Annotated in this window: 17 protein-coding genes; 4 read left to right on the top strand and 13 right to left on the bottom strand. The window is 43.6% G+C overall.

Annotated features, from left to right (window positions below):
* Positions 1 to 108: 108 nt before the first annotated feature.
* The 3 genes from pflB to pflA all read left to right on the top strand — a co-directional run bounded on the left by pflB (position 109) and on the right by pflA (position 3566).
* The gene (pflB, locus tag RCO84_RS07960) at positions 109 to 2355 is read left to right on the top strand and encodes a formate C-acetyltransferase (protein ID WP_317585508.1); all 2247 of its coding nucleotides are present in this window, start codon (positions 109 to 111) and stop codon (positions 2353 to 2355) included.
* Between the two features lie 160 nt (positions 2356 to 2515).
* Complete coding sequence (locus tag RCO84_RS07955; protein ID WP_118062908.1) at positions 2516 to 2734, top strand: DUF6722 family protein; 219 nt, start codon at positions 2516 to 2518, stop codon at positions 2732 to 2734.
* 103 nt (positions 2735 to 2837) lie between these two features.
* On the top strand, positions 2838 to 3566 hold the full coding sequence (gene pflA, locus RCO84_RS07950; RefSeq protein WP_317584650.1) for a pyruvate formate-lyase-activating protein: 729 nt from the start codon (positions 2838 to 2840) through the stop codon (positions 3564 to 3566).
* Here the strand turns inward: pflA and RCO84_RS07945 are convergent.
* The 12 genes from RCO84_RS07945 to RCO84_RS07890 all read right to left on the bottom strand — a co-directional run bounded on the left by RCO84_RS07945 (position 3563) and on the right by RCO84_RS07890 (position 18920).
* The gene (locus tag RCO84_RS07945; RefSeq protein WP_264899142.1) at positions 3563 to 3946 is read right to left on the bottom strand and encodes a response regulator; all 384 of its coding nucleotides are present in this window, start codon (positions 3944 to 3946) and stop codon (positions 3563 to 3565) included. The genes pflA and RCO84_RS07945 overlap by 4 nt on opposite strands.
* A 43-nt stretch (positions 3947 to 3989) precedes the next feature.
* Complete coding sequence (locus tag RCO84_RS07940; protein ID WP_317584649.1) at positions 3990 to 5246, bottom strand: nucleotide sugar dehydrogenase; 1257 nt, start codon at positions 5244 to 5246, stop codon at positions 3990 to 3992.
* Between the two features lie 91 nt (positions 5247 to 5337).
* Positions 5338 to 6654 carry a glycosyltransferase family 2 protein gene (locus tag RCO84_RS07935; protein ID WP_144150542.1) on the bottom strand — a complete coding sequence of 439 codons (1317 nt, stop codon included), beginning with the start codon at positions 6652 to 6654 and terminating at the stop codon, positions 5338 to 5340.
* A gap of 26 nt (positions 6655 to 6680) precedes the next feature.
* A complete protein-coding gene (locus RCO84_RS07930) occupies positions 6681 to 8300 on the bottom strand; it encodes a TackOD1 domain-containing metal-binding protein (RefSeq protein ID WP_317584648.1) in 1620 nt (539 codons plus the stop codon).
* A gap of 3 nt (positions 8301 to 8303) precedes the next feature.
* Positions 8304 to 9485: a multidrug transporter gene (locus RCO84_RS07925; RefSeq protein WP_144150547.1), complete on the bottom strand. Its 1182-nt coding sequence runs from the start codon at positions 9483 to 9485 to the stop codon at positions 8304 to 8306.
* An 18-nt stretch (positions 9486 to 9503) separates the two neighbouring features.
* On the bottom strand, positions 9504 to 10841 hold the full coding sequence (locus RCO84_RS07920) for a hypothetical protein (RefSeq protein ID WP_317584646.1): 1338 nt from the start codon (positions 10839 to 10841) through the stop codon (positions 9504 to 9506).
* A 171-nt stretch (positions 10842 to 11012) separates the two neighbouring features.
* Positions 11013 to 13508, bottom strand: a complete 2496-nt coding sequence (locus tag RCO84_RS07915) for a DUF5074 domain-containing protein (RefSeq protein WP_317584645.1) — start codon at positions 13506 to 13508, stop codon at positions 11013 to 11015.
* 153 nt (positions 13509 to 13661) lie between these two features.
* Entirely contained in the window at positions 13662 to 16061 is a 2400-nt protein-coding gene (locus RCO84_RS07910) for a hypothetical protein (protein WP_287894305.1), read from the bottom strand.
* A 1283-nt stretch (positions 16062 to 17344) separates the two neighbouring features.
* Positions 17345 to 17953 carry a zeta toxin family protein gene (locus tag RCO84_RS07905; protein WP_118201272.1) on the bottom strand — a complete coding sequence of 203 codons (609 nt, stop codon included), beginning with the start codon at positions 17951 to 17953 and terminating at the stop codon, positions 17345 to 17347.
* Positions 17953 to 18144, bottom strand: a complete 192-nt coding sequence (locus tag RCO84_RS07900) for a hypothetical protein (RefSeq protein ID WP_022121808.1) — start codon at positions 18142 to 18144, stop codon at positions 17953 to 17955. The genes RCO84_RS07905 and RCO84_RS07900 overlap by 1 nt, the downstream gene beginning before the upstream one ends.
* Positions 18145 to 18326: 182 nt before the next feature.
* The gene (locus tag RCO84_RS07895; RefSeq protein WP_317584643.1) at positions 18327 to 18593 is read right to left on the bottom strand and encodes a hypothetical protein; all 267 of its coding nucleotides are present in this window, start codon (positions 18591 to 18593) and stop codon (positions 18327 to 18329) included.
* A gap of 57 nt (positions 18594 to 18650) precedes the next feature.
* Positions 18651 to 18920, bottom strand: coding sequence for a hypothetical protein (locus tag RCO84_RS07890; protein WP_260849522.1), 270 nt, complete (start codon positions 18918 to 18920; stop codon positions 18651 to 18653).
* Between the two features lie 480 nt (positions 18921 to 19400).
* Here RCO84_RS07890 and RCO84_RS07885 point away from each other — a divergent pair, with 480 nt between their 5' ends.
* Positions 19401 to 20267: a GIN domain-containing protein gene (locus tag RCO84_RS07885; protein WP_317584641.1), complete on the top strand. Its 867-nt coding sequence runs from the start codon at positions 19401 to 19403 to the stop codon at positions 20265 to 20267.
* Positions 20268 to 20367: 100 nt separating this feature from the next.
* Here RCO84_RS07885 and RCO84_RS07880 read toward each other — a convergent pair whose 3' ends face one another.
* The gene (locus RCO84_RS07880) at positions 20368 to 21186 is read right to left on the bottom strand and encodes a DUF5020 family protein (RefSeq protein ID WP_317584639.1); all 819 of its coding nucleotides are present in this window, start codon (positions 21184 to 21186) and stop codon (positions 20368 to 20370) included.
* Positions 21187 to 21198: the final 12 nt, after the last annotated feature.

Raw genomic sequence — 21198 nt, 5'->3', positions numbered from 1 at the left:
TTCGGGCTTTTTTATTTTACTATATATAATAGGTATAAAACCAACTCAAAATAGATAGTGTGTGCAAAATATATAATTATTAACTTTATAAAAAAAAGTATCAAAATGATGAAAACAGAATGGAGAGGTTTCAAAGGAAACATGTGGCAGAGTGAAGTGAATCTTCGTGATTTCATTCAGAACAACTACACTTGTTATGACGGCGATGAGTCGTTCCTTGCAGAACCAACTCAGGCAACTAATACCCTTTGGGGTATGTTGAAGGAACTCCAGAAGGAGGAGCGCGCCAAGGGTGGTGTGCTTGATATGGAAACAGAAATCGTTTCAGGATTGACAGCTTATGGTGCTGCTTATATTGGTGAAGGTACAAAGGATTTGGAGAAAGTGGTAGGTCTTCAGACTGATAAGCCTCTGAAGCGTGCCTTCATGCCTTACGGTGGTATCAAGATGGCGGAGCAGGCTTGTACAACATATGGCTATCAGCCATCAGAGAAGCTCCACGAAATCTTCCACAAGTATTGCAAAACTCATAATGATGGCGTATTCGATGCTTATACTCCAGAGATGAAGCTCGTTCGCCATAACCACATTCTTACCGGTCTTCCTGATACATACGGTCGCGGCCGTATCGTAGGTGACTACCGTCGTGTAGCCCTCTATGGTATCGACTTCCTCATCGAGGAGAAGAAGAACGACCTCGCTAACATGGGCGACCGTGAGATGATTGACGAAGTAATCCGTCTTCGTGAAGAGGTTTCTATGCAGATCAAGGCTCTCAAGGGCTTGAAGGAGATGGCTCAGTTGTATGGTTACGACATCTCTCAGCCTGCTAAGAACGCTCGCGAGGCTGTTCAGTGGTTGTACTTCGGTTACCTCGGAGCTGTGAAGACTCAGAATGGTGCTGCGATGTCTGTAGGCCGTATCTCTACATTCCTCGACATCTATATCCAGCGCGATTTGAATGAGGGTACTCTTACCGAGGATGAGGCTCAGGAGCTCATCGACCACTTGGTCATGAAGTTCCGTATGGTTAAGTTCGCCCGTATCCCTTCTTATAACGAACTCTTCACCGGCGACCCAGTTTGGGCTACTCTCGAAGTAGGTGGTATGGGTCAGGATGGCCGCTCAATGGTTACCAAGAACGATTTCCGTTTCCTCCACACATTGGAGAACATGGGTCCTTCACCAGAGCCAAACTTGACAGTACTCTATAGCTCTCGCTTGCCAAAGGCATTCAAGCACTACGCTTCTTTGATTTCTGTAAAGACAAGTTCTATCCAGTATGAGAACGATGACGTAATGCGTCCAGTTTGGGGTGACGACTATAGCATCTGCTGCTGTGTATCTGCTACTCAGACAGGTAAGGAAATGCAGTTCTTCGGTGCACGTGCCAACTTGGCTAAGTGCTTGACCTACGCTGTATCTGGCGGTGTTGACTCAAAGACACGCGAGCAGTGCGGTCCTAAGTATCGCGCCGTTGAGGGTGATGTGTTGACATACGAGGAGTTCATGCCACGTTTCATGGATATGATGGACTGGTTGGCTGGCGTTTATGTGAAGACATTGAACCTCATCCACTACATGCACGATAAGTACTTCTACGAGGCAGCAGAGTTGGCGCTCATCGATACAGATGTTCGTCGTACTTTCGCTACAGGTATCGCTGGTTTCAGCCACGTGGTTGACTCTATCTCAGCTATCAAGTATGCCAAGGTAAACATCGTCCGTGATGAGACTGGTTTCCCTCTCAGCTTCAAGACCGAGGGTGACTTCCCACGTTACGGTAACGATGATGAGCGTGCTGATGAGATTGCAGTATGGTTGCTCAAGACCTTCATGAACATGATCAAGAAGCATCATACATACCGCAATTCAGAGCCTACTACATCTATCTTGACTATCACATCAAATGTAGTATACGGTAAGTTCACCAGCAACATGCCTGATGGTCGTCCAGCCGGTGCTCCTTTGGCTCCAGGTGCTAACCCATCTTACGGTGCAGAGAAGAACGGTCTTTTGGCTTCATTGAACTCAGTAGCTAAGTTGCCATACGAGTATGCTCTCGATGGTATCTCTAATACTCAGACCATCAGTCCAGGTGCTCTCGGTCATAACGATGAGGAGCGTGCCCAGACATTGGTAGGTGTATTGGATGGTTACTTCAACCAGGGTTCTCACCACCTGAACGTGAACGTATTCGGTATCGACAAGCTCAAGGATGCTATGGAGCATCCAGAGAAAGAAGAGTACCAGAACTTCACTATCCGTGTGAGTGGTTACGCTGTTAAGTTCATCGACTTGACACGCGAGCAGCAGCTCGACGTAATCGCTCGTCAGGCTCACGAGAGACTCTAAGGAAGTGAAGAATGAAGAGGGAAGAGTGAAGAATTCTCTTGTCTCTTTGTAACATATAGATTGCCCGCTAGATTTTCTTTCCGAGGATATTTAGCGGGCAATTTAGCTTATTTAACTGCAAATTTAAACTTGGTATTGAAAAAAGTGCTATCTTTGCGGTATGAAACTAAATAATGAACAAAAGAAAGCCCTTTATGAAGAGGGTTACAAATTCTGTTTTGATGTTGTCAAGCTCATTCTTGGTGGTGTCATTTTTGCAGGAATTATGCAAGATAATATAGATAGAACTAGGTTGTATGCTTGGGGCGTTTTCTTTATGGTCTTGATAGTTGCATTAGGAATGTATTTTATAATAAAGTCTAAAAATAAAAAGAAATAATTATGGATTTAGTTGATTTTTTGGGTGTCGTCACTGCTCTTATAGTCGTTCCTGGGCTTGCTTTTATTCTTTGGGATAATTACCAAGAAAAGAAAGTCGGCGCATGAAAGGATTTGTTCACAGCATAGAGAGCTTTGGTTCTGTAGATGGACCAGGCATCAGATTTTTGATTTTCCTGCAGGGGTGTCCGATGCGCTGCCAGTTCTGCCATAACCCGGATTCCTGGAAAACGGGGGTAGGAGAAGAGTGGAGTGCCGATGACCTGTTGGATAAAGCAGAGCGATTCAAGAGTTATTGGGGTGACAAGGGCGGTATTACTGTAAGTGGTGGAGAAGCCCTGATGCAGATAGACTTTCTCATCGAACTTTTCGAGAAAGCCCATCAGCGTGGCATCAATACCTGTCTTGATACATCAGCGCAACCATTTAGGAAAGAGGGTGCTTTCTTCGATAAATTCGAGCGTCTGATGGCCGTCACTGATACTGTTCTTCTTGATATCAAGCATATCAACGATGAAGAGCATCGTAAACTCACCCGCCATTCTAATGTAAACATACTGGATTGTGCACGTTATTTAAGCGAGATACACAAACCAGTATGGATTCGTCACATCCTGATTCCAGGTATTACCGACAAGGATGAATACCTCTATCAGTTGCGCGATTTTCTTTCTACACTCTCTAATATTGAGCGTATAGATGTCTTACCCTATCATACGATGGGTATCTACAAGTATGAGAAACTAGGTGTTGCCTACCCGCTGGAAGGCATAGATTCTCCTACTAGTGATCGCATAGCTCATGCAGATGCAATCTTGCAAGAGGCACTTTAACCTCTTGCAAGACTGCTTAGATGAGCGTCTAGCGAACTGGTGAGACGGGCTTTGATGATAGGCTTTGTGATGTAGTCGTTTACTCCAAGCTCGTAGCATTCATCCACATTATCCTTGTTGCTTAACAGGGAAACCACGATGATGACCATTTCACTTTTCGAGTATTTAGAGCGTACATGGTCTATTACATCCCACCCAGTTACATCTGGCATCATCAAGTCGAGCAGTATCACGTCCGGCTTGAATGAGTCAATCAGTTCAATGGCTTCTTTTCCGCCATTTGCAGTTTTCACGTCGATGTCAAAGTCCTTTATCATTTCAGAAATAGTTTCAATATTTTCTGAAATATCATCGACGATTAGCACTTTGTTCTTTTCCATTTTTCACTGGTTTATTATAAAGGTTCTATCTGGTCTTGAAGCTCTAGCTTCTTGGCTTGTGAATGCCATAAATGTCGCACATGAATCCTTTATCCGAGATAAGTTTGTTCATGTCAATACTGTCAAACACTTTGTGATGGGTACCGATTACCACAATCTGGTACTCCTTTTCCAGAACTTTAGGATCATCTGTCACCTTAATGTTATAATCTTTTTTTACTTCCTCTACATCTACCAATGGATCGTAGAGTGTGGTTTTGTAACCTGCTCCTACCAGGTTGATATAGAGATCGGCTACTTTTGTATTTCTGATATCATCGCTGTCTGGCTTGAACGAGAAGCCGAGAATCAGCACGTTAGTCTCCGGAGCCTTGAACTTTCTGCTTTCAGATGCATTCTTTATCTTTCCTGCTATCCATACCGCCATCTGCTCGTTAACCTCGCGGGCTGTAGAGAGCAGCGATGGTACCACGTCAACCTCCTGTGCCTTGTTAATCAGGTAGTATGGGTCTACCGCGATGCAGTGGCCGCCAACGAGTCCTGGAGTAGCTGGCACGAAGTTCCATTTTGTGCTAGCTGCCGCCGTTACGTCTTCGATGTTGATGTTCATCTTGTCGAAAATCTTTTCCATCTCATTGAAGAAGGCTATCTGCACGTCTCTCTGGCAGTTCTCCATCAGTTTACATGCCTCTGCTATTCTGATACTCTTCGCCCTGTAGGTGCCATGGGTAAGTACTGAAGCATAGAGACTGTCGATGATAGCTGCTGCTTCGGGTGTAGAACCGCTGGTAACCTTAACGATGTTCTCGATGGTATGAACAGTATCGCCCGGGTTGATGCGCTCTGGCGAGAAGCCTACAAAGAAACTCTGGTTCAACTTCAATCCTGATGTAGATGCCAGTAATGGAGCGCAGACCTCTTCTGTCAGACCTGGGTAAACGGTACTCTCGTAGACTACGATATCACCTTCTTTCAGAATCCTGCCAACCTCAGCTGTAGCATTGCGCACGCAACTGATGTCTGGCTTGTTCGATTTGTTCACCGGTGTCGGTACAGCGATAATATACACATTACACTTCTTCAGGTCATCAATATTGCTGGTCAGTTTCAGTCCCTGTTCCAAAGCTTTGGATACAGGTCTGTTGTCTTCCATCGCGCTTTTGGCTAACTTGGCTACCTTCTCAGCTTTGATGTCATAACCCCATGTATCGTATTTCTTTGAGAATAAGCATGCCAGTGGAGTACCAACATATCCCAATCCTATTACTCCAATCTTAAACTCAAAAGACTTGTTTATCATATACTATATTCTGTTTATGTTTTATATAATGTTATTTCTTTTATTGGGAGCTCCCTGCTGTAAGTATGTTACAGCAAGTAGCTCAGGTCTTTTAGATTCCTTCAAGCTGAGCATAGCGCGAAGTCTTCTCTGGATTCCAGGCGTCCTTGTAAGAACGTCGGAAGAAGATCTCTTGCAGATGAGCCGACAGGCGGGCGATACGCAGGAAATAACCTGTATAAGGCGACATCAGTGGCAGGTATCTGTAGAGGAACCACACGTCTTTCTTTCTTTCTGAAACCATCAGCACCAGGATGAAGGCAAGCTGCGAGAAGCATACTCTGATGAAGTAGCCCAGTGCCAGCACTTCAACGATGTGCGTGTTAAACGTGATGGCGAGCTTGATGATATACCACAACCACAGAAAATTGAGGAAGCAGTCGAAAACCACACTCTCCATATTAGATAACCAGTTAAGGATACTCCAGTTCTTTGTAGGCAACAGAATGTCGGCATGCTTGCGTAGACGGAATCTCACGAGCGAGCGCGACCATCTGATGCGCTGATGATACAGCTTGTACCATTTGGTAGGCACATTGGTCATGCAGATGGCATCTTCGGCAAATTTCACTTTATATCCGGCTTTGCGGAGCTTCTGTGTCAGGTCACCGTCCAGTCCCGGTCCGATATCCCAGTAGCCTATTTCTTTCAGCGTCTTTCTTTCGAAGGCTCCGAATGCTCCCGAGATGATGTGGTAGATACCCAGTTCGCTGGTTACGATACGTCCCACCTGTATTCGCTTCAGGTATTCGAAAGCCTGCAGCGATGAGCAGATGGTTTCCTTGTAGTTGCGTACCTTCACGCATCCGCCTACACCCTTTACCATTCCGTCGATGTAGAAGGGGAGTAGAATCTTCTCCAGTGCATCACGGTCGAGCGAAGAGTCGGCATCCAGACATACGATGTATTTGCCTCTTGCCATCTGGGCTCCATAGTTGCTGGCGGCAGCTTTACCGCCTCTTGTATCCAATCTCAGGTAGTGGGTAATATACCCGGCCCGGTAGAGGTCGTTGCAAATCAGTTTGGTGTCGTCGTCGCTACCATCGTCTACCACGATGATTTCGTAGTTGCGGTAGGTTTGCTCAGCCAGCGAGTTCACCATTTTGAATATATGTTTGCCTTCGTTCTTTCCCGGTACGAGGATACTTACGAGTGGATTCTCGCGGTACAGGAAGAATTTGGCATATTCTTTCTCTTTATCTATCTGGTTTCTCTTCATCAGTCGGTTTCCGATTACGAGATATTCCAGGATATAATATCTTGGCATCTCGATGAAGAAGAGGAACCAGTAGGTTTTCACGATACTGCTAAACGATAGCGTGCTGATCCAGTCGAAGAAATCGTTCAGATGTTCTGCTATGCTAAACATACGCTTTTCCCTTTCTTCTTGATGGCTTATCTCAGCACGGTAAGTGCTAAGAGTACCATAAGTATGAGTATACCTGCGATGGTGACAAGGATAGCAACGAGTTTCTTGTAGAGCACGATGCGCTTCTGTATCTTGTCGTTTTCATCTTCCTTCGGCTCCGTGTCGAGCAACTCTTCCTGCGGCTGCACCTTTTTCTCTTCTTCCTTCATCAGAGGTTCCTCTGAGTAGCGGCAGTAGTCGTCTGGAGTCATATCCACATATTGCAGTTTGTTGAAGAACTCGTCATAGTTGTTGGCGATGGTCTTCGTCTTGGTTTCCAGCATGCTGCAGATAATCTCGTCCGGTTCTATCGAGTTGGCCAGCTTTCTGATGGCTACCGACATCTCCTTGCTCAATTTCTGCTGAGCCTCTTCCACCGTTTCTCCCTGCTCATAGAGGGTAGAGGATACGTAGAAGATATTGTTGTTGTAAGACACCTTGTGATTGGAGAAGATTCTACAGAGCTTGCCCTGTATGCTTTCCTTTATCTTTACGGTATCCTTGTTATCATCTATAATCCATATCTTGCCTACCATGACCGAGAGTTCATCCTTGCGGTAGGTTTCCATCAGCTGGCGTCGCAGTCGGTTTATCAGCAGGTAATATTCCATGAAGTTATCATAGATGTTCGCCATGTTGTTGAACATGATGTTGCCGTTGGTCAGTGCTCTGATTCCTTCTTCCGTTATCTCGTAGTCCACAACGTCTCGTGGCACCAGGGCATTTACCGGATAGGTGCTCTGGCAGTAGCAGCAGGTTGACTTGGTGATAGGCGCGGTAAACGAGTTCTCGCAGTCGTTGCAGGTATATACCACGGCTGGTCTGTCATAGTCAACACCGATGTGGCGCAGTTTCTTGTGACACTTCGGACAGATGAGCATACCGCCCACATTATAGCTGCTTTCCGGCGATACGTTGGCGCAGCTGAAGTGGTGGATGATGTTCTGAATCTTCAGGTTCGAACTTCCGCACTTCGGACAGCACTCTGTATAGAGCAGGTGAGAGTGGTTACACTTAGGGCATAGGTGCTCCTTGAGCAGGAAGCGGTGAATGCGCAGTGAACCGTACTCCACCATAGAGTCGATGAACATGAACATCTCGTTGAGATGGAAGAGACCCATACTGTGGTAGTGCTCGAAGATAGGGTTGATATATCCCAAAGACGATTTTTCCAGCAGTCGGTGTCCCATGATTCGCTGGTCTCTTGAGAGCAGGAATCTCAGAATATTGGCAAAGAGCTGGTTAGGCTGTGTAGGACGGCTTGTTTCGCTTTTTACACCAAACTTCTGTCTTGCCATCTTGATTCTGTCAATAATCTCGTATACCTTCTCATTGCTCATGTCGCTCACATAGGCATCGATGATATAGTCGATAATCTGTTCCTTTCCCGATACCGCTGTATTGACGAATATCGGTTTGTAGCTACATTTCCACGATAAGATTGGACTGGCTCCATACAGTATAGCATGGAACGCACGCTCACTCTTCGTATTGATGTAAACACAATCGAAGTAGTCGGACTGGATGTCCGGTGTCGAGTCGATATCTATATAGCTATCGATGGTGAGCACCATGTCTCCACGTTTGTTTCTTCTAAGTCCAATCATTCTTTATTCCGTTTTATCTTGATGATTATTGTTGCCGCTCGAAATCATGTTGCTTCGCTTCACGTTTTCGTTCTTGCCCACTGGGATGGTGTACATCGGTAGTGGCTTCGGATCGAGCATGGCATCAATCTTGTTCACTCTTACTCTTACCGGCAGTCTGTTGCTCATTACCCATGCCGGTACTCTCTGGTTCGGGTTCAGGGTGAAGACGGCAACCACTGCGTTGGCATCATGCGAGAAGTTACTCTGCAGATGCTTTGGTATTTCCTCTACTCTCAGACCTACCATCTGCAACTTAGCCTGCAGTTTCAGGTCTTTGTTGATGATGATGTCTGCATCGTCAGGGCTTTCCATATACTTCACCATGTCGTTGGGTACGTATGCGATTACGCCCAGATGACAGTCTGCATAGTCGGTATGCTGGATAACCATCACCTCCTCGCTTTTGAACACCAGGGTTTTGTCGCTCACATTGATTTTTGTGATGTAAGCATCGGCTGGTGCACAGCAGTAGTGTACCAGACTTGGGTTGTAGATGCTAGTGTTGGAGTAAGGCATGGCAGCATTTGTGGTGCCGGCTCCTCTGTGGCTCATGAAGTTAAAGGTGGTGTTCTTAGCCTGTGCGTAGATTTCCACCTTGTTAGCCTGCTTTCTCAATTCCTCTTCTACCTCGGCAATCTCGGCATCCAGTGCATTTCGCTTGGTGTTGTCGGTAAGACCGTAGTAGATGTCCGAACTTTCAGAGGCTTTCTGTTTTCTCAGTTCGGCAAGTCGGGTACGCAGCACCGGAATCTCCTGCTGTGCGAGTTTAGCCTGTACCTCCATGTCGTGAGTCTCCTTTACGGCTGAAGGCAGGATGTTCGGGTCGTATTGGTTCACAATATTACCTAGCAGTACATAAGAGTAGAGCGTATCTCCCTTATGTACCACTTCACCCATTTCTTTGTTCACCTTAAGAATATAGATGTCGTCAACGGCACTGATACGGTTTTCATCGAGGGTTATATAACCGTCGAAGGTTGCCCATATCATACGAGTGACAATATAGTAGGCGGCAAGCACGATAACCAGCAGGAAGATCAGGGCAAAGACAATCTGCTGTCTGGCAAGGCGGTGACCCTGCGACTTCAGCAAGTCTGCCATCGCCTGTTCTTGTGGCGTGCCGTTATATTGGAATTCATTCATATTCTAGTTTCCTTACATTCAAAGTTCTATTTCTTTGAAGATGTTGTTGTTGTCATAGATGCTCACGGCTTTCTCTATATTGATGATAGCGAGGGCCCGGTTCTGCATCAGTTTGTACATACGCTCCATACTTTCCAGGAGTCCCGTATATTCGTCCATACGCATCAGATAGTTGTATCCCTGTTTCTGGTTCTGGTAGGCAAACCGCCGCATTTCGATATATTTGCCGGTCTGGTCTATATGGAAAGCCTCTGTGGCTATAGCCTTGTTCAGGTTGTCTATCTTCTTGAGCAGGATGCCTACCGACTGTTTTATTTCCTTCACATCGGTACCGCGGCTGCTGCGTATGATTTCCTTCTGGGTCTCCAGTGCCTGTCGTTTGCGTGGCGTTTCGTTCCATATAGGAATGGTGAATCTTACGCCCACGTCGGCATTGTTCGAAATCTTGTTGTTGCTCTGCCAGTAGCTCGACCATCTTGCGAATGGTGTGAGTCGGGTAGTGCTTAAATAGTTGGTCAGCTTGCTGTCGTTGTCAGCAATCTGTTCTTTCACCATCATGATGCGTGCATCCAGACTTTCCTGGTTCAGATGGTTCCAGAGGGCTGTTGTGTCTACCACGATCTTGGTTGGTTTGATGCGGTAGATAGGCTTGTTGGTGATATCTCTGTCTGTGCAGAGCACGGAGATGTCATATTCAGCCTCCAGCTTTTCGTTCATCACTTTCAGCATCTTGTCGTTGCTGATTCGGTCTTTTTCCAGCATAAACTGGTACGCTTCGTTCATGATGTCGAGGTTGTCCAGTCTGTGTGCTATGACAGTACCGATATAGAAATTATATTGTTCGGTCAGCTCATCGGCTGCCTTTTCATAGATGTCTGCAGTTTGGCGCTTTTTTATTTGCAAGCGGTCGAGTTCATTGGCAAGAGCTATTTTTGTTCTTTTCTCCTTGCCTTGGTAGAACTTCGAGTTGATGATGTTCCAACCCAGTTCGGCTTGAACCTTCATCTTATATTTTGATACCTCTTTTGCATCGTCTTCATCAGAATCGAAGTACGCGTCAGGTCGGGCATAAACCTGTCCGGTCACTTCCAGACCGTTTTGTCGGTTGAGGGCGAGTTGTTCGTGTGCCGTCTTCGCCCAGTACAGGGAATCAGTCTTTTTGATGTCCGCTGTATGTTGTTTGTTGAGTCCCAGTTCTATGACTGGTGCTTTCACCCAGATAGGGTTTTTGATGAGAGTGTCGAGTTGTGCGAAGCGCTGTTTGAAGTGTCTCAGTACATTATCGTTCTTCAGATTCTCATATACGAGCATCTTAGGGCTGAAACTTTTCGGCTTTTTGCCTTTCGTCTGAGCCATAGTGCTTTGTGCTGCCATGAGAAGTAGCAGAACTGTTGTTGAGTATCGTATTATTTTTCGCTTCATAATGAGTTATTAAACACGATGAATGCAGCTGCGAGCTGTTGCAGCTGCATTCATCTGGTGTTTCTTATTTTATTACTTATTGCCTTTTGAGCAATCATTCTTTGACTATTTGCCTAGGTTCAATTTGAATACCTGCATGCGGCTTCGTCCGTATGCAACATAGATGTATCCATTATGAACCGTGATATAGTTGGCTGATTTCTCAACGGCTCTATGTGCAATTACTTTATGTGTATTCTTGTCGATTACCACAATTCCGTAAGAGCCGTATGCCAGATATACATAGTTGTTGTCAACGAAACATCCATTGCAGAGAGCCTTCCATTTTCCTTCTTTATTCTTTGGAGACGGCATCTGGTAGTGCCATTGCTCGTTGCCATTCATATCATAAACATAGAGACCGGCAGAACTGAGGCAAGCATAAATCTTGTTGTCTTTAACAGCAATTACATTCTTGCCATCATTAGGCTCTATCTTGACGTTGGTGTCGAATGTCTTGGTGTCGTTGAAGTCCTCTGTCTTCTCGTTTATGATTTCAATCGTAGCGGGGATACCTATCTTGGTATCTTTGTTTCTCTCATTCAGATAGAGACCAACAATCTTACCGTTACCAATAGCCAAATGCTTTGCCTTTCCTGGTTTGCTATATGTCTCAACCTCGTTCATTGTGGTTGCGTCATATACAGTATACCCCTCGGTTGTTGCAACAATCAGGTGGTTGGTGTTGTCGTTATATACCACGCAGTTTTCATCGTAACCCTTATAGTCTCCTGTTGCAGGTTTCAATTGTATATAGTTCAATGGTTGCTTGATGGTCACTTCGTCGCCTTCCTTGCTGGTTATTTCCATCGATTCATCAGCCAGCATGTGATCTTTTCTGATATCCATGTATGCCAGCATAGCACCCTTCTTGTTTGAACTTCCTGGCAGGAAGATTTTATATTCGTCGCTGTTCAGCTTGGTTGCCAGGATATGGTTGAAGTCGAGATCTCTTGCCGAATCGTAAATATACTGTTTCAGCTCAGCCTGGTCATCTTTAACTGGTGACATCACCTCAATACATCCACCATGCGAATAATCTGCATTATCTTTCTGGTTTTGGTTGGTGTGGTATGACATGTAAAGATAACCGTTTAGCGGCATGATGCCTGTTGCTGAAATCTCATGTGTATGTTCCGGTTCCACAGTTGTAATCAGATCCAAACCTGGTTTAGGATTTGGTGTTGGCTCTGGTTTTGGTGTTGGAGTAGGATTTGGTTCTGGCTCCGGTTCTGGGGATGGTTTTGGATTTGGATTTGTCCATCCAGGATTACCGCAATCTGTTGTTGGGTTGATAACCACCTCGTTCTTGGTTACTCCGTTTGTAACAAACATATTGGCATCTGTGAATCTTACATTTGCTTTCTGCCCGTTGACATAGAATGTTCCATCTGCTACAATCTGTGGGTTGTTTTTTCCTGGGGTAGAGAACATCTTTACCAGGAAATATTCCTCACCGGCATCATCATTCTGTGGAGCACCGTTGTTGAAAAAGAACTTATCTGCCTTTATAACCGCCTTGGCATCATCGCCTTCCAGAATGCTATAACTGGTATCGTTGTTATATGATGCAAATTCACCAGAACAATTGATGTAACTCTGGTCAGACAGGATGAGTTTGGCTCCTGAATTCTGAATGAATTTTGAACACTTCAGGTATTTGGCATGTAAAGCTGTATTGTCGGTGATGTACACTTCCTCATTGATTACTGCACCACATCCTGAGTAGAGGATAGAACCGTTTGTCAATTCCAGTCTTTTTGCTGTAATCTTTCCATCCACATTCATCTTGGTTGGCACCTCATTTACAGCATCTAGTTTTAATCCTTCATTTTCTCCCAGTTGCAAATCTCCTTTGATATTGGTGGTTGAGCCTCCTGGATAGAGAGCCTTCGTAGTGACATTTCCGCCGAAATAGGCTTTGCCTGATATCGCAAGGTATTTGCCAGCTACATTCAAATTCTTTGATGTTCTAAATGTATGGTTTATATCTATTCTGTCCTGTGAGAACTCAATTGTACCATAGTTGTCTATGTCACAGAGCTTGGTAGCATTTCCGTATGAATCAACCAGCTTTCCGCCCTTCAATACGATGATTTTGTAGCCACCTTCCCAATAATTATAGGTAAGGGTTGCTCCGCTTTCTACGTAGATGGTTGCGGTATTGCTCATCTGGAATTGATTGGTAAGAGCTATGTTTCCAGATGAAATTTTAAAAACATTACCAGATAATGCTGTCCCTTGTGGAGCTGAGACCAAGTCAATTGCTTCTGCAGGAACAACTGGTTCTGCCGGCATATCAATTACGCCCTCAAAAATATCAGTATTGCTGGCATCAATTGTTCTTGTAGCCTTAGTTGTACTTGCAGCTTTCTTTTTGTAATTGGTTACCTGAGTAGCAAGTGTCTGTGCATCTGTAGTTGAAACAACGGTGCTACCAACGATTTTTGGATTCATGATTGATGATCCTTCTGTTCCATTATCGTTATTGCTATCACTACAAGAAGCGAGGAGCAATGCTGCAAAGCTGAATGTTGCAAGTTTGATATTAAATGCTTTCATTTTAGCTTTCTGTTTCGTTGTTATTTATTGATAATTAGCGGATAACCTTAAAGTTAGCTTTAGCTAGTTTGTTTCTGATATGCTAGTTAAGCTTGGAATAAGGTTTGTTCTCCCTCACTCAAATGTGAGAGTGAGGGAAGAACAAAAAAGTTATTATTCTTTCGTTGTTGTCAGCTTGAATACCTGGATACGGCTCTTACCGTATGCTACATAGATATTCTCACCATCAACAGCTACATAGTTGGCTGACTTTTCCTTAGGAGCCTTACGGTGGCAGATTTTTGTGCCAGTACTCTTGTCTAATACAACGAGACCATAGCTACCGCATGCCAAATATACGTAGCTGCCATCAACTGCAATGCCGTTGGCACAACCCTCTACCTCTCCTGGATGCTTTTTATCAGCAGAGTTAGAGATTGTTGGGCACTTAAAGAACTCCTGATTTACAGTACTACCAGAAATCTTAGCTACACCGTTCTTACCCTTGCAGACGTAGATGTCGCCATTATTGTCAACAGCTACAACTGCTTTGTTACCCTTTGGCTCAACAGCACCAACTTGGTAAGTCTTCTCAGCAGTTTCCATATTAGAACTGTTGTAAACGTTCAACGTGCCATCCTCTGTCAATGCATAGAGCTTGCTGTTTACTGTAACAACGTGTTTGCCTACAGAGGAACCGTAGAGGTCAGCGTTGCCATCTTTGTCGAATACGTAGAAACCTTTGGTTGTTGCTAATACATGGTCTGTGCCGAATGCTGCAACGCAGTTGGCATCTATCTTGCTGTTCTTCTTGTCAACAGCATTGAGTACCATATTGTCGCTAATGCCTGAACCAGTAAGTTCAATCTCACCCATGAAAGCACCGACAGCTGTTCCTTCTGCTGAGCCATTGCCCTGCTGGCTACCAGCGAGGTAAAGCTTGTTTCCATCAACAATCAGGTGGTTGTAGTCGATTCTGTCAGCCTTCTTGCTTTGCTCGATAGTCAACTTTTTGTTACCTTCAGTCATTCTGGCAACCTCGATGTTGCCACCTGCTACATCGTTACCATTAGTATGGTATGAAACGTAGAGCAAGCCGTTCGCTGGCTGAATACATGTTGCAGACTGACCGTCACTAGGATCTTCTGAAGATGCAATCAAATCGAGTTTCTTGCTAGCGACTAACAGTGAAGCATCACCCTTCCACTCATAACCATAGTGCGTGTTGTTTTCATCCTTATAGTCAACCATATCGTTCTGGGTAGTCTTGTCATAGTCGATATATGTAGCCTGGATAGCAAGATCCTCGAATGTATTCAACTCTGTAGAGCCATTGAAGCACTTTGTAAACTGGAACAGAAAACATGAGTTATTGCCACTGGTCTTGAATGAAAGGATTCTCTCATTGCCATTGTTTTCGAACTTATCAGCCTTGATTACTGCTACAGCGTTGTCTTCTGCCAACTCAATCTGACCCTGGTTGCTGTTGTCTGTTACCAAGTTGTTGACGTTTATTACGTTCTTGTTGCTTAAGCGAATCAAGCAATTCTTATTCAGGTTGAGGGTAGCGTTGCCTGCGACAATTTTTCCCTTTTCGTCCTTCGTGTTGTTTGTGACATTGATGTAGTTGGCAGAAATGTAAGCACCGTCATTTACGTTCATAGTACCAAATACTCTGATGGCAGAGTTTTTGCCAGCGGCCAAGTAGCCATCTACGTTGAGGTCCTGAGCCTTCAGGAAGCCCTCTATGCCTAACTGACTTTTAATGTTTACAGTACCGTTGCTGAAGATATTAGATGTGGTGTAAATATTTGCACCATTCTCGATGTTCAACACTGTGGCACGGATAGAACCCTTGATGTAAGCCTTTGCATTAGCACCGAAAGTAACCTTCTGAGTAGGAGTGATACTCTTTGCCTTTTCTGCAGCAGTAGTTTCTTTGATAGCTCCAAGACCTGTTGTCAAATCCTTGCCCTGGCTTGAAGTGCCTTTAAAATTAGCGTAAAGTTCACCATTGATGTTGATGTCACCAGTAGCAACAAACTTGTTCTTGGCATCTGTGCAGAATACGGTGTTGCCTTTAGCTATCATTTCGCCATTGCCGGTATATTTCAATGTAGCGCTACTCTGCAAAACGATGGTAGTGTTGGTCATCTTTGTTGTATTATCGTACTCGAAAGTAGAGCCTCCGTGTACAAAGATAGTAGCACCCTCGATAGTCTTACCAGCGAAGTTAAGGCTCTTATTGCTAGTAATTGCATAGTTCTTGTTTGTAAGGTCAGCTGCGTTGTTGAGCTGCTTTGCGTTTTCCTCTTCAGGAGCATCTTTGAAAACAGGAAAAATAGAGCTGTCTTCTACTCTTGTGTTAAGGAAGAACTTTCTTGCCTTAGCTGTTGTGTTCTTGTAGTTTACAACACGGCTGTTATCTACATTCTGTGATGCAAGCGTAATTGTAGTGCGGTCAACTACGTTGATCTTTGAACCATCTGTAGGATCGCTATTGCTGTCACTACATGATGCGAATACGAATGCCGCCAAACCGATGGCAGCAAGCTTAGAATTGAATACTTTCATATCTATTTAAGTTTAAATTGTACTTTCTGTTTCTGATTAATCTGATTAATACGATTTACTTATATTCTTGTCCTTCAGCTCGTTGTTTTTTTTGGTAGTTTGACTATCGTTTTGGTAGTTTGACTATCATCCATCATCTTGCGTACACTTACAAGTGGAGCTGTTAGACGATTGCAAATTTAATGTAATTTTTTCATAATCAGTTGTTTTTTTGTTAAATAAAGTTAATCCGCTGTTTTTCGCTCTGATGGTCACGAGGTTAGCTTGGGGTGGGCGGTAACGAATTGGCTCTTCCACTTGTCGAATGATAACTATCTCTGAAATCAATAACACGAAAATTACTCCGAAAGATAGCAAAATATCTCCGAAGAATATGAGAATATCTCCGAAAGATAGCAGAATATCTCCGAAGAATACGAGAATTTCTCCGAAAGATAGTGTGATATTTCCGAAGAATAAACCAGGAAAACAAATGTTGGGAATACGATGATGGATATGTGTTGTGGTGACGAGGTGAAGGGTGAAGGGTATATTTTAAATCTTATATATATATTCTTTTTTTAGGATTTTTGGAAAAACCGGAAAGTCAGAAAAATGAAAAAACGGATTTTTTCTCTTGCCGCGCGTATATATAAAAAAGAGTTTTCAAACCTTCACCCTTCACCTTTTTATTTAACGTTTTATGTGTCAAATAGTTACGGGTGAAGGGTGGTGAAGGGTGTTTTTCGCTTTTTATAAACATATTTTAAGAGTTTGGCCCGTTTTTACATATTTTAAGCGTTTATTTTTGGTTCCGAAAGAGGTGCCTTTTTTTTAGGGTCCCATTTTTTTCTCTTTTCTTACCGCTGAAATCTTTGAAAAGCGAGTGGGGTAGGGTATCCCGTCTTATGTTGTGTTAAACAATTATCAGATAAAAGAAGTTAACGATATCGAAAAAGGACTGATTTTTAAACAAATATTAACGCAGAAAACTTGAAGTTTCGCATATTTGATTGAACTTTCGTATCTGGGGAAGTTAAGGGGAGTTAAAGAAATTATCACTCTCTACGGTCGTTCAGTAAACCAGGAAAACAATACTGTTTCAGTGAGTAACGAATACTGTTTCAGTGACTAACGAAGGCTGTTTCTGTAAGAACAGGAGGCTGTTCCTGTGAGAACAGCTTCCTGCTTCACTTTTTTGTATTTTTTTCTCTTTCCCTGCAACCTTTATGTGTCTTCTGCCAGTGAAATGAAGGGAAATCTCAACTTTATGCAGGATGATTTGAGCGAGAAACCTTTCAAGGCTATTCTTCTTTGTTGGCAATGCCTATAGCCCATTCCGGAATCTCCTTCACGTATTCCTTAAATATTTTACCTTCTGTCATTCTGAAAAGAAGTTGAGCTTCTACACCGTCTTTTGAGTTGTCATATACGTATGTGCGGTCGGCGTATTGGGATGCTATTTCGCAATTGATGATGGATTTGGCATATCTTGAAATAATCTTTGTAATCGGTACATCGTGTCCACCTTTCATTACTCTAGTAGCAATTCTTGAAGCATTTATTGTTGGCGAGGAAGTTCCTACAAAAAAGAGACGAATAAAAAATCCAGCTTCTTTAGCTCTTTTGATAAAGTCAATTTTCTCGGCAGTGGACATTACTGTTTCGAAAATCATACTATGTTTATTGTTGAGGCATTCTTCTCTTTGAGCCTGGCAGTATTGGGCTGCTTTTAATACTGCATCTTGATTGTTCCAATCGCCAAACATATTTTGTGCAATATTGTCTGGGTTGATATAAATAGAATCTTCTAGCCATTCGTGGTGTAATACACGACTGGTTATTGTTGTCTTCCCAGAACCATTAGGTCCTGCAATGACAATTAAAACGGGTTTGTGTATTTTTGCCTCCATTAATTCAAATTGAATTTTTGTCGTTGTTCTTTAGCCTGTTTTTGCATATTGGCAAAATAACTTCTGTAAGCTTCTTCGTTTTCTCTGTTGTATATTTCGGCAGCCTCATGCATAATCTGAGCCAGCATTTCATCTGTTGGCTCTTCCATGCTTGTCAGCCGATAGCTATTTAATTCTTTTTCTGAAATCATAATTCTAATCTTTTAAAACCTGCTGCAAATTTTCCGTTACTGAATTTTCGCAAGTTGGCTCCACTCGCCCTGAAAGGGCAGAAGCAGGGATTGCCTTACTTCTGCCCTTTTAGGGCGTGCTGCTTCTTGAAACTTTTGGGTCTTCAGCCCGTATTTGAACCAAATGCGAGACTTCAATTCCGTTATTTCATGTAGTCCTTGTAGTATTCGTTTTTGTAGTCGAATGACTCTGGCGAGTTGATGCCTTTATTCATGGCTGCAATTCTTGGGTCTATAACTAATTCTGCCTTGGTTATTTTCTTAGTCTTTGTTTTGTTGGGAGACACAGCCTTGTTAGGAGACAGTATTTTCTTCAGTGCTTTGACAGCCTTGCTTATTGTCTCGTAATCCTCGTTGGCAATTATGTTGACGAGTGATTGATATTCTGTTTGTAACTCTAATGTTGTCATATTAAAAAAATCTAAGACATGTTGTTACTGTTATTTTCTGCTCAGCAAATAAGTAATCTATATTTCTGCTTTTAGCTGCAGTATATATTCCACCGACAGCCCGGTTATTTCCTTTACCGTCGCTTCATCTATGCCCTTTGCCAGCATCTTTCTGGCAATCTCAAGACTTCTTTTTTCCATGCCTTCGGCTATACCTTCACGCTTGGCGGTGTCTACGGAATTCTTGATGTCGCGATATGCCATCTTGCTAGTTTCGTACTCCCTCATTTCCTGCGGAGTGAACTTGGCTATTTCGGCTTTGATGTATCTTTCTTCTACCTGCTTCATACGCGATTCATTTAAATTAATACTTTTGCAAAGATTATGTCAGTGAGTGCAATGAAAGCTTGCTTTCTGATTGCCGAGCGCCGCTAATCTTATGCAAAGATACGCTGAAAATTTGTAACTTCCAAATTTTTAGGCAATTTTTTGCATTGGGGGATAGAGAAAAATAAATCTATTGGAACGCCTTGTAGAATTTGTGCCTTTTCCTTGAATACCTTAATGTTATGGCGTGTTGCTTGCTTGAAAATGGAGTGAGGCTTACTTCAATAGTCAACGAATATTATTTCAGTGACTAACGAAGGCTATTTCAGTAAGAACAGGAGGCTGTTCCTGTGAGAACAGCTTTCTGTTGCACTTTTTTTTCTGCATTTTTTCTCTTATCCTGCAACCTTTATGTATCTTCTTACGTCTAACCATCAGATTTCCGAAACAGAAAGGTATTCGGTTTATCAATTATTTAGAAACATAAAATTAGATATGAGTATGAAGAAATTTGGTATTTGGGCGGTGGCTGCCGCTTTATTCTTTGCCCCAATGGGCTTGAGTTCTTGCAGTATGGGATCTTCAGCCAGTGAAATGAAGGGAAGTCTCAACTTTACGCAGGGTGATTTGACCGAGAAGCCTTTCAAGGCGATCGACGTGGATGTGATTGCCAGCGTTTATTATACCCAGAACAATGGCGATGAATGCAGCGTTCGATTGGATTACTCTGCCATCAAGGATGCTGAGTTCGTACAGAAACTCAAGGAGAAACTCAAGGTGGTTTATCGTGACGGCGAGGTGAAGATTGGACTCACCGGAAAGCTCAAAGTGCCTGCCGCGTGTAACTCTGAAAAGAATAGACTCAAGATTTATATCACCAGTCCTGACCTGGTGAAGATTGCACAGGAAGGCGTAGGTTCATTCTATGCCAAGACGATTAATAGCGACCGCCTGAAAATCGATAACGAGGGTGTAGGCTCTGTCAAGATTGGGAAGATTCTTGCCAACAAACTGGAGATAACCAACGAGGGTGTTGGCTCGGTAAATATCGATGATGTGGCTGGAGATGATATGAACATTGATAACGAAGGCGTAGGCTCGGTGAAAATCTCTAAGATTGAGATGGGAAGTGTGAAACTGGATAATGAGGGTGTAGGCTCTGTTAATCTGGGAATGTTTAAGGGCGGCAGTCTGATTATCAAGAACGAGGGCGTGGGCAGCGTGAAAGCCAAGGTTGACTGCCAAAGTGTAAACGCTACATCCGAGGGCGTTGGCGGAGTTAACTTGAGCGGTGTAACCCGTCAGTACAATAAGAAAAAAGGTGGAATCGGAGGAATTTCTGATGGCGGATTGACTGTAAGAAAGTAACGTAAGTTATTGAAAAACAGAATATAAAGTGGTTAAGAATTAGTGCGGAAAATTTTCAAAATGAATTTTTGAAAATTTTCCGCAGCTAAGAAATTCGTAATTAGAAGTCCCACTTTACACCGAGGCAAGGGCGAACCATCCAGCCGGCATTGCTGCCGAAGTTGTGGCTGATTTCTACCTCGCTACCTACGCTCAGGTTCTCGCAGCCGAAGTGCTGGCCTACGTTGTACCAGAGCTGTGGCTCAGTAGTGAAGACGGTGTGCTCAGCAGTGGTTTTGGCCATGAGATTGCCGTCCTTGTCCTTGATGACGTTGCCGTCCTTGTCCTTGAGGAATTCTTTCACGTTTCCGTGCTTGTCAAGCATACTTACGTGATTCTCCCACCAGAAATCTGCGAAACCACTAAAGTTCAATCCCTTTAATCCAAAGATGTCTTTGCATCCCCAAACAGCAGTAAACTGCATTGGCACGTTCTGGTCGGTCTTGCGGATAGTCTTGTAGAGTGCCTGGAGTGTCAAGGTGTTCTTGAAACTCTTGTCGTGCATGAAATACTCCACACCGAAGAGCCAGGCATTGTTGATAGGGTAGTTCTTGGTGATACCACCATTATACTCTACGTGGAGGCTCCAGTTCTTCATTGGGCTGTTCTGCCAGAAGTTCAATGCACGTGAAATCTCTGTGTAGGTACCACCCTGTGCCACGTTTGGACTGCTGGTGTCCATCTTGTCGTAATTGAAGTCGTGGTCTACAAAGAAATAAGTGTTACCCCATTTGTCCTGCTTGAACATTTCGAGTGTGAGGGTAACAAACTTGCGGTCACTGCCGAAGTCGTAGAAAACTTGGGCGTTGGTCTGTGCTAAAGTTTTGCTCGCAGGGAGCAACGCAAGTGCCATGAGCAGTAGGCTTTTCATCTTTTTCATAAATTTTTTCTT

It is taken from the genome of Segatella copri (assembly GCF_949820605.1).
Taxonomy (GTDB): Bacteria; Bacteroidota; Bacteroidia; order Bacteroidales; family Bacteroidaceae; genus Prevotella.
Note: the sequence above shows the minus strand (reverse complement) of the source record. Positions and strands in the feature narration are given on the sequence as shown.

What these genes read in the sequence shown, in the direction of transcription:
- RCO84_RS07925 (WP_144150547.1), bottom strand. Translation starts at nt 9,485, where the DNA reads ATGAATGAATTCCAATATAACGGCACGCCACAAGAACAGGCGATGGCA.
- RCO84_RS07885 (WP_317584641.1), top strand. Translation starts at nt 19,401, where the DNA reads ATGAAGAAATTTGGTATTTGGGCGGTGGCTGCCGCTTTATTCTTTGCC.
- RCO84_RS07900 (WP_022121808.1), bottom strand. Translation starts at nt 18,144, where the DNA reads ATGATTTCAGAAAAAGAATTAAATAGCTATCGGCTGACAAGCATGGAA.
- RCO84_RS07890 (WP_260849522.1), bottom strand. Translation starts at nt 18,920, where the DNA reads ATGAAGCAGGTAGAAGAAAGATACATCAAAGCCGAAATAGCCAAGTTC.
- RCO84_RS07945 (WP_264899142.1), bottom strand. Translation starts at nt 3,946, where the DNA reads ATGGAAAAGAACAAAGTGCTAATCGTCGATGATATTTCAGAAAATATT.
- RCO84_RS07895 (WP_317584643.1), bottom strand. Translation starts at nt 18,593, where the DNA reads ATGACAACATTAGAGTTACAAACAGAATATCAATCACTCGTCAACATA.
- pflB (WP_317585508.1), top strand. Translation starts at nt 109, where the DNA reads ATGAAAACAGAATGGAGAGGTTTCAAAGGAAACATGTGGCAGAGTGAA.
- RCO84_RS07880 (WP_317584639.1), bottom strand. Translation starts at nt 21,186, where the DNA reads ATGAAAAAGATGAAAAGCCTACTGCTCATGGCACTTGCGTTGCTCCCT.
- RCO84_RS07905 (WP_118201272.1), bottom strand. Translation starts at nt 17,953, where the DNA reads ATGGAGGCAAAAATACACAAACCCGTTTTAATTGTCATTGCAGGACCT.
- RCO84_RS07930 (WP_317584648.1), bottom strand. Translation starts at nt 8,300, where the DNA reads ATGATTGGACTTAGAAGAAACAAACGTGGAGACATGGTGCTCACCATC.
- RCO84_RS07935 (WP_144150542.1), bottom strand. Translation starts at nt 6,654, where the DNA reads ATGTTTAGCATAGCAGAACATCTGAACGATTTCTTCGACTGGATCAGC.
- RCO84_RS07940 (WP_317584649.1), bottom strand. Translation starts at nt 5,246, where the DNA reads ATGATAAACAAGTCTTTTGAGTTTAAGATTGGAGTAATAGGATTGGGA.
- pflA (WP_317584650.1), top strand. Translation starts at nt 2,838, where the DNA reads ATGAAAGGATTTGTTCACAGCATAGAGAGCTTTGGTTCTGTAGATGGA.
- RCO84_RS07910 (WP_287894305.1), bottom strand. Translation starts at nt 16,061, where the DNA reads ATGAAAGTATTCAATTCTAAGCTTGCTGCCATCGGTTTGGCGGCATTC.
- RCO84_RS07920 (WP_317584646.1), bottom strand. Translation starts at nt 10,841, where the DNA reads ATGGCTCAGACGAAAGGCAAAAAGCCGAAAAGTTTCAGCCCTAAGATG.
- RCO84_RS07915 (WP_317584645.1), bottom strand. Translation starts at nt 13,508, where the DNA reads ATGAAAGCATTTAATATCAAACTTGCAACATTCAGCTTTGCAGCATTG.
- RCO84_RS07955 (WP_118062908.1), top strand. Translation starts at nt 2,516, where the DNA reads ATGAAACTAAATAATGAACAAAAGAAAGCCCTTTATGAAGAGGGTTAC.